This is a genomic window from Streptomyces sp. NPDC054961 (genome assembly GCF_053609145.1).
Map to the genome: position 1 here is coordinate 123,674 of NZ_JBSGWY010000021.1, position 13,186 is coordinate 136,859.

A 13,186-nucleotide genomic window follows, 5' to 3' on the forward strand; every position below is an offset into this window, starting at 1 on the left:
GGCCCGCCGCGCCCGGCTCAGCCCGCGGCCCCGAACGTGAGCCGGAACAGAGCGCCCCCGCCGGCAGCGGCTTCCGCCGTCAGCTCGGCCCCGTGCGCCCGCGCGATCTGCCGCGCCATCGCCAGCCCCAGCCCCGACCCGGGCAGGGCCCTCGCCGCCCCCGCCCGGTAGAACCGGTCGAAGACGTAGGGCAGGTCGGCCTCCGAGATCCCCGGCCCGTGGTCCCGTACGGTCACCTCCGCGCACCCGCCGCGGACCGCCAGCTGGATCTCCACCTCCGCCCGGTGGCCCTGCTCCCCCCGGTCCCGTACCGCTCCCGAGCTGAACTTCGCCGCGTTGTCCAGCAGGTTCCCCAGCAGCCGGCTCAGCCGCGCCGGCACCCCCGCCACCACCGCTTCCTCCGTCCGCACCCGGAACGAGACCCCCGGCCAGTGCGAGCGCGCCGCCCCCGCGCAGTACTCCACCAGGGGGGCCAGCCGCACCTCTTCCACCAGCAGCTGCGGCTCCTCGTCCCGGGCGAGCTCGATCAGGTCGTTGACCAGCCCCGTCACCTCCCGCAGCTGCCGCCCCAGCGCCAGCGACGCCCGCTCCCGCTGCTCAGGCGTCAGCCGGTCCCCGCGCGCCAGCAGCTCCGCGTTCGTCCGCAGCGCCGTCAGCGGTGTCCTCAGCTCGTGCGAGGCGTCGGCGACCAGCCTGCGCTGCGCGGTCACGGACTGCTCCAGCTCGCCGAGCATGGCGTTGAAGCTCCCGGCGAGCCGGGTGACCTCGTCCTCCGCGCCCCGGCCGGGACCCGGCGGCGGCAGCTCGATCCGGTGCCGGGGATCGCGCGTCGCCGCGATCCGCTCGGCGGTGGCGGTGAGCCGGGTGACCGGTGCCAGGCCGGTCCGCGCGACCCAGTAGCCGAGCAGTCCGGCCATCAGCATGCCCGCCGCCCCCGTCAGCGCCAGCCACCACGCCGCCTCCTCCAGGGCGTCCTCCACGCTGTCCGCCCGCAGCGCCACCTGCAGGGACCGCCCTGGGGTGTAGTCGGTGGTCAGCATCCGCGCCGGGTGCCCCGCGTGCACGATGCTGGTGTAGTAGGGGGCTTTCCTGCCCGCCGCGACGGCCCGCGCGGCGGGGGCCACCGGCAGGAGGTACGGCGCCGCGGGGTCCTTCGCCGGATCGGCCGGCACCACCTCCGCGCAGGCGGGCGCCGCCAGGAAGCGGCACTCCCCGCTCAGGGTCCCGGGCCCGGAGTCGGGGTTGCGCTGGGCGGCGAGGCGGGCCGCCTGGGTGAGGTTGAGGTCGAGCTGCCGGTACAGCGCGTCCCGCACGACGAAGTAGGCCGCCGCGCACACGCCGACGGCGACCAGCGCGACGGCCGCCGCCGCCGCGAGCGCGAGCCGGGTCCGCAGCGGCCGTCTGCGCCGCCATGCCGCCGCGAGCCCGCGCCCGCCCTCGGCCCCGGCCCCGGCACCGGCCCCGGCACCGGCCCCGGCACCGGCCCTACCGCCCGTACCCCCCGCGCCCCCCGCGCCGCTCACGCGGTGTCCAGCCGGTAGCCGACCCCGTGCACGGTGTGCACCAGCCGGGGCTCGCCGCCGGCTTCCAGCTTCCGCCGCAGGTAGCCGACGTAGACGGCCAGGGAGTTGGAGTCCGGCCCGAAGTCCCGCCCCCACACCAGTTCCAGGATGAGCTCGCGCGGCAGCACCTGCCCGGGGTGGCGCAGGAGCAGTTCCAGGAGGGCCGCCTCGGTGCGGCTGAACTCCAGCTGCCTCCCGCCGCGCCGGCCGGTGCGGGTCTGCGGGTCGAGGACCAGGTCCCCGTAGGAGAGTTCGGGCGCGGAGCCGGCCGGTTCGGGGGCGGCCCGCCTCAGGAGCGCCCGGACCCTCGCCACGAGCTCGTCCAGCGCGAACGGCTTCACCAGGTAGTCGTCGGCCCCGGCCTCCAGCCCGTCGACCCGGTCGCTCACCGCGTCGAGGGCCGTCAGGACGAGTACGGGCGTACGGTCGCCCACCGCGCGGAGCTGCCGGCACACGCCGAGCCCGTCCAGCACCGGCATCATCACGTCGAGGACCAGCGCGTCGGGCTGCCAGCGCGCCACCTCCGACAGCGCGGCCAGGCCGTCGCCCGCGCCGCGCACCTCGTACCCCTCGACCGCGAGGCCGTCCTCGACGGCCGCCCGCACCTCGGGCTCGTCGTCCACCACCAGAATCCGCTGCATGCCGCAAAGCCTGCCAAATGGTTACCGAAGAACCTCTTAGAACGTTCTTAGGACGCACCGGGAGTGTGCGGACATGAGCACCTCACCCTCACGTTCACCACTTTCCGTCGTGATCGGCGCGGGCGGCACCGGCGGTCACATCTACCCCGGGCTGGCCCTGGCCGAGGCGCTGCGCGCCGCCGTCCCGGACGCCGTGGTCTCGTTCATCGGCACCGAACGCGGCCTGGAGACCGAGCTGATCCCCGCCGCCGGCTACCGCCTGCACACCGTCGACATGATCCCCTTCGATCCGGCGCTCGGCGCCAAGCGCTACCTGCTCCCGGCGGCGCTGCTGCGCTCGGCCGGGCAGGCGCGGGCCGTGATCCGGGCGCAGGGCGCGCAGGTGGCCGTCGGCATGGGCGGCTACCCGAGCGCGCCCGCCGTGCTCGGGGCCCGGATGGCGAGGCTGCCGGCGGTGATCCACGAGTCCAACGCGGTGCCCGGCCGGGCCAACCAGTTCGCCGCCCGCCTGACCCCGCACATGGCCGTGGCCTTCGACCGCAGCCGCGGCCACCTGGCGGGCGGGGAGCGGGCGCTGACCACCGGGATGCCGATCTCGGCGGCGCTCGCGGGCCTGGCCGGGCGGTCCCGGGAGGACCGGGCGGTGCTGCGGCTCCGGGCCCGGCGCGAGCTCGGGGTGCCGGACGGCCGCAAGCTCGTCGTCTTCAACGGCGGCAGCCTGGGCGCGGTCCGCCTCACCGAGGCCGCGGCCGGGCTGGCGGAGGCCTGGCAGGCGCGGGACGACGTACAGCTGCTGATCAAGACGGGTCCGGCGGCGCTGGCGGACACCCAGGCGCGGCTGTCGGCCTCGGGCGGGCTGCGGATCGCCCGGGCCGCGGCCTACCTGGACCGGATGGACCTGGTCTACGCGGCCGCCGACCTGGTGGTGTGCCGGGCGGGCTCGGCGACGGTGGCGGAGCTCGCGGCGACCGGGGTCCCGGCCGTCCTCGTCCCCTATCCGTACGCCCCGGGCGACCACCAGACGCACAACGCCCGCGTGCTGTCGGACGCGGGCGCCGGGCTGCTGCTGCCGGACGCCGAGACCACGGCCGGCCGGCTCGCGGAGCTGCTCGCCCCGCTGCTGGCCGATCCGGCGCGGCTCTCCGCGATGGCCGGCGCGGCCGACCCGGGCCCGCACGCGCGGGCCGCCGAACTGCTGGCGGAGCAGGTGCTGCACGTGGCCGGCTTCCCCTCCCCCTCCCCCCTTCCCACCCCCTGGAGCTGATATGACGAAGGCAACACCGATGACGACGCCGATGACGACGCCCATGACGACTCCGGCGACGACGGACTGGACCGGCAGGACGGTCCTCGTGACGGGCGCGGAGGGCTTCATCGGCTCGACGCTGGTCGACCTGCTGGTGGCGCGGGGCGCGAAGGTGCGCGCCTTCGTGCACTACAAGCCGTACGCGGAGAAGGGCCACCTGGCCCAGTACCTGGCCGATCCGGACGGCCCGGTGGAGATGTGGGCGGGCGACGTCCGCGACGCGGGCCGGGTGAGCGACGCGGTGGCCGGCTGCGACACCGTCTTCCACCTGGCGGCGCTGATCGGGATCCCGTACAGCTACGCCTCCCCCGGCGCGTACGTCCAGACCAACGTCACCGGGACCGAGAACATGGCGGAGGCCTGCCGTCGTCACGGCGTTCGCCGCCTCGTGCACACGTCCACCAGCGAGGTCTACGGGACCGCCCTGACGGCCCCGATCTCCGAGAGCCACCCGCTCCAGCCGCAGTCCCCGTACTCCGCGTCGAAGATCGGCGCGGACATGATGGCGCTGTCGTTCCACCACGCGTTCGAGCTGCCGGTGACGGTGGTGCGGCCGTTCAACACCTACGGCCCCCGCCAGTCGGCGCGCGCGGTGATCCCCACCATCCTCGCGCAGCTCCACTCGGGCGCCCGGGAGATCCGCCTCGGGTCCCTGACGCCCACCCGGGACTTCACCTTCGTGACGGACACGGCCGCGGGCTTCCTCGCGGTCGCGGAGTGCGACCGGGCGCTGGGTGAGGTGGTCAACCTCGGCGCCGGCGAGGAGATCTCCATCGGGGACCTGGCCGGGGCGCTGATCGCGGCGTCGGGCCGGGACGCGGAGGTCGTCGTCGACCCCGCCCGGCTGCGCCCCTCGGGCAGCGAGGTCCAGCGCCTCCTGTCGGACAACACCCGGGCCCGCGAGTGGGCCGGATGGAAGCCCGAGGTCTCGCTCCACGAGGGCCTGACCCGCACCTCCGACTGGATAGCGGACCACCTCCACCTCTTCGCCCCGGACCGCTACCAGGTGTAGGAACGGTCGGGCCACGGCTACGGGCCACGGGCTACGGGCTACGGGCTACGGGCTACGCAGGCTGCGCACGTCGAGATGCCGGAGCACCCGGTCGACGATCTCCGGATCGGCGCCGGGTTCGCTCCGGGCGGCCAGTACCTCGTGGCGGGCGGCGGACATCATCTCCCGCTGGATGCGCTGGATGTCGCGGATCCGCTCCACCCGCTTCGCGTACGCCTCGCGCCGTTCCTCGTCGACCATGTCGGGGCTGATCCTCGCCCCCACGTCGTACGCCCGCCGGTAGAGCGTCTCCACCAGGTCCTCGGGGAGGTCCTCCTCCTCCTCGATCTCCTTCAGCCGCCGCTTGGCGGCCTTGGCGGCGCGGATCGCGAGGGCCCGCGCGATCTCCGCTTCCGCGTCGGGGTCGGCCTCCACGCCGAGCCGGCGGACCAGCCACGGCAGGGTCAGCCCCTGGAGCACCAGGGTCACCATGATCACGGCGAAGGCGATGAAGATGGTCTCGTCCCGGCCGGGGAACGCCTCGCCGGCGTCCGTCCGGAGCGGGATGGCCAGGGCGAGCGCCACCGAGGCCACGCCCCGCATCCCGGCCCACCACATCACCACGGACTCCCGCCAGCTCAGCGGGATCTCCTCGTCGTAGTCGCGCCGCGAGTGCAGCCGTTTCGCCAGCCAGCCGGCGGGCAGCAGCCACGCCAGCCGTACGCCGATCACCACCGCGACCACGGCCGCCGCCCATCCGGCCATCTCCCACTCCCGGCCGCGGGCGACGCCGAACACGTTGTGCAGCTCCAGTCCGATCAGGCCGAACGCGACGCCCGTGACCAGCGTGTCGACGACCTCCCAGAAGGTGTGCCCGGCCAGCCGGCCCAGCACGTCGTCGGCGTCGCTCGCGTACTCGGCGAGGTACAGGGCCGTGGTCAGCACGGCCAGCACCCCCGACCCCTGGAACTCCTCGGCCAGGGTGTAGGCCACGAACGGCACCAGCAGCGTCAGCCCGATCTGGAGCGTGGCGTCGTCGAGCCGTCCCATGAGCCGGTGGGCGGCCCAGCCCAGCGCGAGCCCGACGACCACGGCGACGACGGCGGAGAGCACGAACTCCCCGAGCGCGTCGGGCCACGAGAAGCTCCCGCTCACGACGGCGGCGACGGCCACGTGGTAGAGCACGATGGCGGTGACGTCGTTGAAGAGTCCCTCGCCCTCCAGGATCGAGACCATCCGCCGGGGCATCCCGAGCGACCCGGCCACGGCCGTGGCGGCGACGGGGTCGGGCGGCGCGACGAGCGCGCCCAGTGCCAGGGCGGCGGCGATCGGCAGTCCGGGTACGACGGTGTGCGCCACGGCGGCGACGGCGGCGGTGGTCACGAACACGAGCGCGACGGCCAGCAGCAGGATGGGCCGCACGTTGGCGGCGAACTGGCGCCAGGAGGTCCGCTGCACGGAGGCGTAGAGCAGCGGGGGCAGCACGAGCGGCAGGATGTACTCGGGTGCGACCTCGACGTTGGGCACGGCGGGCACCAGCGCGAGCGCGACCCCGCCGAGCGTCATCAGCACCGGCGCGGGCAGCCCCAGCCGGTTCCCGAGCGGCACGGTCACCACGGCCCCGAGCAACAACACGAACAGCAGAGCTAGTTGATCCACCCGCTCACCCTGTCATCCGCGCGCCCGCCGGTGTCCGAGGCGCGGGCTGGGCGGCGGCAGCAGCAGCGCCCGCCCCGGCCGCGGTTACGGCAGCGCGCGCCGCATCGCCCGGTGCGGGATCCCGGCGTCCTCGAACTCCGGCCCGTAGGCCTCGTACCCGAGCCGCTCGTAGAATCCCAGCGCGTGCGTCTGCGCGCCCAGGTCGACGGCGGCCAGGCCGAGCCGCGCCGCCTCCGCCTCGACGGCCCGTACCAGCGCGACCCCGACGCCCAGTCCGCGCGCGGACTTGACGACGGCCAGCCGGCCCAGGGAGCCGACCTCGGGGGAACCCGTCTTGCCCAGGGCCCCGGGCCCGTGCAGCAGCCGGCCCGTCCCCAGGGGCGTCCCGTCCGGCCCCTCGGCCAGGACGTGCACCGCACCCGCGTCGTACGCGTCGTACTCGATCGACTCCGGCACGGACTGCTCCACCACGAACACCTCGGTCCGCACGGCGAAGCAGGCCTTCAGGTCGGCCTCCGTCACGGCGACCCGCACCCGGACGGCGGGTGCGTCCGTCACTCGCTTTCCTTCCGGATCACGTCCAGCGCGTTCTGCAGGTCCGCCGGGTACGTGCTCTCGAACTCCACCCACTGGCCGTCCGAGGGGTGCTCGAATCCGAGCCGCACGGCGTGCAGCCACTGCCGGGTGAGCCCGAGCCGCTTCGCCACCGTCGGGTCGGCCCCGTAGGTCAGGTCCCCGACGCAGGGGTGGCGGTGCGCGGCCATGTGCACACGGATCTGGTGCGTGCGGCCGGTCTCCAGCTTGATGTCCAGCAGCGAGGCGGCGCGGAACGCCTCGATCAGGTCGTAGTGGGTGACGGAGGGCTTGCCCTCCTGGGTCACGGCCCACTTGTAGTCGGCGCTGGGGTGGCGCCCGATCGGAGCGTCGATCGTGCCGCTCATCGGGTCCGGGTGGCCCTGCACCAGCGCGTGGTAGCGCTTGTCGACGATCCGCTCGCGGAACTGGTTCTTCAGCGAGGTGTACGCGCGCTCCGACTTCGCGACAGCCATCAGGCCGGACGTGCCGACGTCGAGGCGGTGCACGATGCCCTGGCGCTCGGAGGCGCCGGAGGTGGAGATGCGGTAGCCGGCGGCGGCCAGGCCGCCGATGACGGTGGTACCGGTCCAGCCGGGGCTGGGGTGGGCGGCGACGCCGACCGGCTTCATGATGACGACGATGTCGTCGTCGTCATGGACGATCTCCATCCCGGGGACGGGCTCGGCGACGAGCTCGACCTTCCGCGGCGGTTCGGGCATCTCGACTTCGAGCCAGGCGCCACCGTGCACGCGCTCGGACTTCCCGACGACACTGCCGTCGACCGACACCTTCCCCGCGGCCGCGAGTTCGGCCGCCTTCGTCCGGGAGAAACCGAACATACGGGCGATGGCGGCGTCGACGCGCTCGCCCTCGAGGCCATCGGGAACGGGCAGGGTGCGGATCTCGGGAATCGTACTCACCTGTCGAGTATGCAGGACCGGACAGACGCCCGGTCCCGCGATCAGTCCTTGTGGACGGTGCCGTCCGGGTCCAGACCCTTGAACGACAGCAGGACGATCAGGATCCCCCCGCACACGATCGCCGAGTCCGCGAGGTTGAAGACCGCGAAGTGGGCGGGTGCGACGAAGTCGACGACCGCACCGCGGAAGACGCCCGGGGAGCGGAAGATCCGGTCGGTCAGGTTCCCCAGCGCACCGCCCAGCAGCAGGCCCAGCGCGATCGCCCACGGCAGGCTGTACAGCTTCCGCGCGAGACGCACGATGACCACGATGACCGTGGCGGCGATGCAGGTGAAGATGATCGTGAAGGCCTCGCCGAAGCCGAAGGCGGCGCCGGGGTTGCGGATCGCCTCGAACTTGAGCAGGTCGCCGATGATGTGGATCGGCGGCTGGTGCTCCAGCTTCGCGACGACCAGCATCTTGCTGCCGAGGTCGAGCAGGTAGGCCAGGACGGCCACGACGAGCAGCGCGACGATCCGTCGCCGCCCCCTGGGCGCGGCGGCTTCCGGCTCGGTGCCGTCTTCGCCGACCTCCGGCGTACCGATGATGCGCTCCACCTCTGCCACGTGAGTCCCTCGAACTAGCCCGAACCAGGTATGCCGACCGTCCCGCCAGGTTCGTTTGCGGACCCTGACGAGACACGAGGGTACGTCAGGGTCTCCTTCGGCCGCCGCCCTGCCCACGGATGCCGCCCGGCCCTGCCCGCCGCCGGCGCGCCCGGCCGCGGGGGCGGTGGGGGCGGCGGGCGCCTAGTGCCTCCGCTCCTGCTTCTGCTTGCAGTCCACGCACAGCGTGGCCCGCGGGAAGGCCTGCATCCTGGCCTTGCCGATGGGCTGGCCGCAGTTCTCGCAGATGCCGTACGTGCCCGCCTCGAGCCGTTCCAGGGCCCGCTCGGTCTGCTCGAGCATCGAGGTGGCGTTCGCCGCGAGGGCCAGCTCGGACTCCCGGGTGATGTTCTTGGTCCCGGTGTCGGCCTGGTCGTCCCCCGCGCCGTCGCCGGAGTCCCGCATCAGGCCCGAGATGGCCGCCTCGGAGGCGTCGAGCTCGGCGCGCAGCCGCAGCACCTCGCTCATCAGCTCGCTGCGGGCCTCACCGACCTCCTCCGGGGTCCAGGGGTCCTCTCCGGGCCGTACGGCGAGCTCGCCGGGCGCCAGGCCCGCCACGGCCCGCGCCTTGGGCAGCCCGCTGGTCGCGGTCGCGGCCGTCTTCCTGGCCGTGCCGGTGCTCTTCTTGGCAACCACTTTCCGGGCTCCCGTCTCTGGCGCGGCCTGCGCCGCCCCCTCGGTCCCGGCCGCCTTGGCCGTGACCTTCTTCCCGGCCGTCTTCTTGACGGCGGCCGTCTTCTTGACGGCGGCGGCCTTCTTGGCCGGCGCCGGCGCCTTCCCGGCCACGGCCTTCTTCTTCGCCGGCTGCGCCGCCGGCTCCTCCTGCGCAGCCCTTCCGACAGCCTTCCTGGCAGTACTCCCGGCGGTCTTCTTCGCCACCATGGCCGCGGCCCCTTCACATACTGTGATAATTGCTCGCGAATCGTGCCGGAACGATAAATCGACTCCGGACCCACGGCAACGGGGCACGCATCCGTCAAGGTCAACCTGCATCCGTTGTGCCCAGCCGGGAGCCCGGTAATCCGCCCCTCCCGCCCCACGACACCCCGGCCCGGCCCTTCGCGCCCATTCGGGTCACCCGGCTCCCCGCCCGCGCCGCCTCGCGCGCCACCTCCCGCGCCCCCGTCCGCACCCCCGCGCCACGCCCCGGAAACCGGTCTGCCGACCCGCGTCCCGGCCCGTACACTGGCCCCAGCGAAAGGCATGGATGGGGACGAGTAGCGTCGGACGCAGCCAGGAGCGACCCGGGGACGGTGAGAGCCCGGGGGCGAGCGCGATGCGAAGGATCACCCCGGAGCCGCCGGAAGAAGGCCGCACGGAGCCCGCTCGGGCGCCCGTCGGCACGTAGAACCGGCTTCGCACCCCAATGAGGGGGCCCTCGGACCACACGTCCGGAGGCCAAGGAGGGTGGTACCGCGGGAGCAGCCGGTCCCTGATCCAGGGAAGGGCGGCCCTCGTCCCTCCGGACGGAAGTGACACCCCGCCGGAGGAAAGTTCAGCCTCATGACCACACCGCCGCAGTACCGCCCGGTTCCCGCCCAGGTCGACCTGCCCGCCCTCGAGCACGGAGTCCTCGACTTCTGGCACGAGAGCAAGACCTTCGCCAAGACCCTGGAGCAGTCCGAGGGCCGCCCCGAGTGGGTCTTCTACGAGGGCCCGCCCACCGCCAACGGCATGCCCGGCGCGCACCACATCGAGGCCCGGGTCTTCAAGGACGTCTTCCCCCGTTTCCGCACCATGCGCGGCTACCACGTGGCCCGCAAGGCCGGCTGGGACTGTCACGGCCTGCCCGTCGAGCTCGCCGTCGAGAAGGAACTGGGCTTCAACGGCAAGAAGGACATCGAGGCGTACGGCATCGCCGAGTTCAACGCCAAGTGCCGCGAGTCCGTGACCCGCCACACCGACGCGTTCACCGAGCTCACGACCCGGATGGGCTACTGGGTCGACCTGGACGACGCCTACCGGACCATGGACCCCGAGTACGTCGAGTCCGTGTGGTGGTCGCTGAAGGAGATCTTCAACAAGGGCCTGCTCACCCAGGACCACCGCGTCGCCCCCTGGTGCCCGCGCTGCGGCACCGGCCTCTCCGACCACGAGCTGGCGCAGGGCTACGAGACGGTCGTCGACCCCTCGGTCTACGTCCGCTTCCCGCTGACCTCCGGCCCCCTCGCGGGCGAGGCGTCCCTGCTGGTCTGGACGACGACCCCCTGGACCCTGGTGTCCAACACGGCCGTGGCCGCGCACCCCGAGGTCACCTACGTCGTCGCCCGCCGTGCCGGCGGCGAGGACTCGGAGAAGCTGGTCGTCGCCCAGCCGCTGCTGGAGAAGTCCCTCGGCGAGGGCTGGGAGGCCACCGGCGAGACCTTCACGGGCAAGGAGATGGAGCGCTGGACCTACGAGCGCCCGTTCTCGCTCGTCGCCTTCCCGGCCCCGGCCCACTACGTCGTGAACGCCGAGTACGTCACGACCGAGGACGGTACCGGTCTGGTCCACCAGTCCCCCGCCTTCGGCGCCGACGACCTCGCGGTCTGCCGCGCGTACGGCCTGCCCGTCGTGAACCCGGTCCGCCCGGACGGCACCTTCGAGGAGGAGGTCCCGCTCGTCGGCGGCGTCTTCTTCAAGAAGGCCGACGAGAAGCTGACCGCCGATCTGGACGCCCGCGGCCTGCTCTTCAAGCACATCGCCTACGAGCACAGCTACCCGCACTGCTGGCGCTGCCACACCGCGCTGCTGTACTACGCGCAGCCGTCCTGGTACGTCCGCACCACCGCCGTCAAGGACGCGATGCTGCGGGAGAACGAGAAGACGAACTGGTTCCCCGACTCGGTCAAGCAGGGCCGCTTCGGCGACTGGCTGAACAACAACGTCGACTGGGCGCTCTCCCGCAACCGCTACTGGGGCACCCCGCTGCCGATCTGGCGCTGCGAGGAGAACCACCTCACCTGCGTGGGCTCGCGCGCCGAGCTGAGCGAGCTGTCCGGGCAGGACCACTCGAACCTGGACCCGCACCGCCCGTACATCGACGCGGTCACCTTCCCCTGCACGGCGCAGGACTGCTCCCTCGAGGCCGTCCGCGTTCCCGAGGTGATCGACGCCTGGTACGACTCGGGCTCGATGCCGTTCGCGCAGTGGGGCTACCCGCACAAGAACAAGGAGATCTTCGAGAAGCGCTATCCGGCGCAGTTCATCTCGGAGGCCATCGACCAGACGCGCGGGTGGTTCTACACCCTGATGGCCGTCGGCACGCTCGTCTTCGACAAGTCGTCCTACGAGAACGTGGTCTGCCTGGGCCACATCCTCGCCGAGGACGGCCGCAAGATGTCCAAGCACCTGGGCAACACCCTCCAGCCCATCCCGCTCATGGACCAGCACGGCGCGGACGCGGTCCGCTGGTTCATGGCGGCCGGCGGCTCCCCGTGGGCGGCGCGGCGCGTGGGCCACGGCACGATCCAGGAGGTCGTCCGCAAGACGCTCCTCACGTACTGGAACACCGTCGCCTTCCAGGCCCTGTACGCCCGCACGTCGAACTGGGCCCCCTCCGCCGCGGACCCGGCCCCGGCGGACCGCACCGTCCTCGACCGCTGGCTCCTCTCGGAACTCCACGCCCTCACGACCGAGGTCACCGAGGCGATGGAGTCGTACGACACCCAGCGCGCCGGCAAGCTCCTCTCCTCCTTCGTGGACGACCTGTCCAACTGGTACGTCCGGCGTTCGCGCCGCCGCTTCTGGCAGGGCGACGCGGCCGCGCTGCGCACGCTGCACGAGGTCGTGGAGACCGTCACCCGCCTCCTCGCCCCGCTGACCCCCTTCATCACGGAGCGGGTCTGGCAGGACATGGTCGTCCCGGTCACCCCGGACGCCCCGGAGTCGGTGCACCTGTCCACGTGGCCGGTCCCCGACGCCGCGGCGATCGACCCGGTCCTCTCGCAGCAGATGCTGCTGGTGCGCCGCCTCGTGGAGCTGGGCCGCGCGACGCGGGCCGAGTCCGGCGTCAAGACGCGCCAGCCGCTGTCGCGCGCGCTGGTCGCGGTGACGGGCTTCGAGGCGCTGTCCGCGGAGCTGCGCTCGCAGATCACGGAGGAGCTGAACGTCTCCTCCCTGGCCTCCCTGTCGGAGGTCGGCGGGTCCCTGGTGGACACCACGGCGAAGGCGAACTTCCGGGCGCTGGGCAAGCGCTTCGGCAAGGGCGTGCAGGACGTGGCGAAGGCCGTGGCCGCGGCGGACGCGGCGGCCCTGTCCCTGGCGCTGCGCGGCGGCTCCGCCGAGGTCGAGGTCGACGGCTCGCCCGTCACCCTCACCCCGGAGGAGGTCATCATCACGGAGACCCCGCGCGAGGGCTGGTCGGTGGCCTCGGACTCGGGTGCGACGGTGGCGCTGGACCTGGAGATCACTCCGGAGCTGCGGCTGGCGGGGCTGGCGCGTGACGCGATCCGCCTGATCCAGGAGGCCCGGAAGAACTCGGGCCTGGACGTCGCGGACCGCATCGCCCTGCGGTGGTCCGCGACGGACCCGGAGGTCGTGACGGCCCTGACCGACCACGCGGGCCTCATCTCCGACGAGGTCCTCGCGACGGACTTCGCCGCCGCCGAGGCCGACGCCTCGTACGGCGACCCGTTCACGGACGAGTCCCTCGCCCTGACGTTCCGCCTCCGCAAGGCGTAACACGCACGCTCCGTGGCCCGGCCCCCCCTGCGGGCGCCGGGCCACAGTCGTCCCCGCCGATGCCAGAGGCACGACCCCCGGGGCAGCCCACCACCCAGCCCCACCGGCGCTTGAGGCCCGGAGTCCCGGACAGCCCACCACCCAGCCCCACCGGCGCTTGAGGCCCGGAGTCCCGGACAGCCCACCACCCAGCCCCACCGGCGCTTGAGGCCCGGAGTCCCGGAC

10 protein-coding genes are annotated in these 13,186 nt (G+C 73.3%); 3 read left to right on the forward strand and 7 right to left on the reverse strand.

What is annotated here, in order from left to right:
* Window positions 1–17: 17 nt before the first annotated feature.
* Both ACWF9Z_RS20355 and ACWF9Z_RS20360 read right to left on the reverse strand, forming a co-directional pair.
* A complete protein-coding gene (locus ACWF9Z_RS20355) occupies window positions 18–1,394 on the reverse strand; it encodes a sensor histidine kinase (protein ID WP_453603936.1) in 1,377 nt (458 codons plus the stop codon).
* A 125-nt stretch (window positions 1,395–1,519) separates the two neighbouring features.
* Entirely contained in the window at window positions 1,520–2,203 is a 684-nt protein-coding gene (locus tag ACWF9Z_RS20360; RefSeq protein WP_453603913.1) for a response regulator transcription factor, read from the reverse strand.
* A gap of 73 nt (window positions 2,204–2,276) precedes the next feature.
* On the opposite strand from ACWF9Z_RS20360, the gene ACWF9Z_RS20365 reads away from it, so the two are divergent.
* Together ACWF9Z_RS20365 and ACWF9Z_RS20370 are read left to right on the forward strand one after the other, a co-directional pair.
* A complete protein-coding gene (locus ACWF9Z_RS20365; RefSeq protein ID WP_453603914.1) occupies window positions 2,277–3,467 on the forward strand; it encodes a UDP-N-acetylglucosamine--N-acetylmuramyl-(pentapeptide) pyrophosphoryl-undecaprenol N-acetylglucosamine transferase in 1,191 nt (396 codons plus the stop codon).
* A gap of 43 nt (window positions 3,468–3,510) precedes the next feature.
* Complete coding sequence (locus ACWF9Z_RS20370; protein WP_453603937.1) at window positions 3,511–4,521, forward strand: SDR family NAD(P)-dependent oxidoreductase; 1,011 nt, start codon at window positions 3,511–3,513, stop codon at window positions 4,519–4,521.
* Between the two features lie 45 nt (window positions 4,522–4,566).
* On the opposite strand, the gene ACWF9Z_RS20375 is transcribed toward ACWF9Z_RS20370, so the two are convergent.
* The 5 genes from ACWF9Z_RS20375 to ACWF9Z_RS20395 form a co-directional block, all read right to left on the reverse strand.
* On the reverse strand, window positions 4,567–6,159 hold the full coding sequence (locus ACWF9Z_RS20375; RefSeq protein ID WP_453603916.1) for a Na+/H+ antiporter: 1,593 nt from the start codon (window positions 6,157–6,159) through the stop codon (window positions 4,567–4,569).
* Window positions 6,160–6,243: 84 nt separating this feature from the next.
* On the reverse strand, window positions 6,244–6,717 hold the full coding sequence (locus tag ACWF9Z_RS20380; RefSeq protein WP_453603918.1) for a GNAT family N-acetyltransferase: 474 nt from the start codon (window positions 6,715–6,717) through the stop codon (window positions 6,244–6,246).
* On the reverse strand, window positions 6,714–7,655 hold the full coding sequence (locus ACWF9Z_RS20385) for an RluA family pseudouridine synthase (RefSeq protein ID WP_453603919.1): 942 nt from the start codon (window positions 7,653–7,655) through the stop codon (window positions 6,714–6,716). Before ACWF9Z_RS20385 ends, ACWF9Z_RS20380 begins: the two co-directional genes overlap by 4 nt.
* A 41-nt stretch (window positions 7,656–7,696) precedes the next feature.
* Window positions 7,697–8,260, reverse strand: coding sequence for a signal peptidase II (gene lspA, locus ACWF9Z_RS20390; protein WP_453603920.1), 564 nt, complete (start codon window positions 8,258–8,260; stop codon window positions 7,697–7,699).
* 183 nt (window positions 8,261–8,443) lie between these two features.
* Window positions 8,444–9,181, reverse strand: a complete 738-nt coding sequence (locus tag ACWF9Z_RS20395; protein WP_453603922.1) for a TraR/DksA family transcriptional regulator — start codon at window positions 9,179–9,181, stop codon at window positions 8,444–8,446.
* Window positions 9,182–9,802: 621 nt separating this feature from the next.
* Between ACWF9Z_RS20395 and ileS the strand changes: the two genes are divergently transcribed.
* Complete coding sequence (gene ileS, locus ACWF9Z_RS20400; RefSeq protein WP_453603924.1) at window positions 9,803–12,961, forward strand: isoleucine--tRNA ligase; 3,159 nt, start codon at window positions 9,803–9,805, stop codon at window positions 12,959–12,961.
* The last annotated feature ends 225 nt before the right edge of the window (window positions 12,962–13,186 follow it).

What these genes read in the sequence shown, in the direction of transcription:
- ACWF9Z_RS20360 (WP_453603913.1), bottom strand. Translation starts at nt 2,203, where the DNA reads ATGCAGCGGATTCTGGTGGTGGACGACGAGCCCGAGGTGCGGGCGGCC.
- ACWF9Z_RS20365 (WP_453603914.1), top strand. Translation starts at nt 2,277, where the DNA reads ATGAGCACCTCACCCTCACGTTCACCACTTTCCGTCGTGATCGGCGCG.
- ACWF9Z_RS20370 (WP_453603937.1), top strand. Translation starts at nt 3,511, where the DNA reads ATGACGACTCCGGCGACGACGGACTGGACCGGCAGGACGGTCCTCGTG.
- ACWF9Z_RS20395 (WP_453603922.1), bottom strand. Translation starts at nt 9,181, where the DNA reads ATGGTGGCGAAGAAGACCGCCGGGAGTACTGCCAGGAAGGCTGTCGGA.
- ileS (WP_453603924.1), top strand. Translation starts at nt 9,803, where the DNA reads ATGACCACACCGCCGCAGTACCGCCCGGTTCCCGCCCAGGTCGACCTG.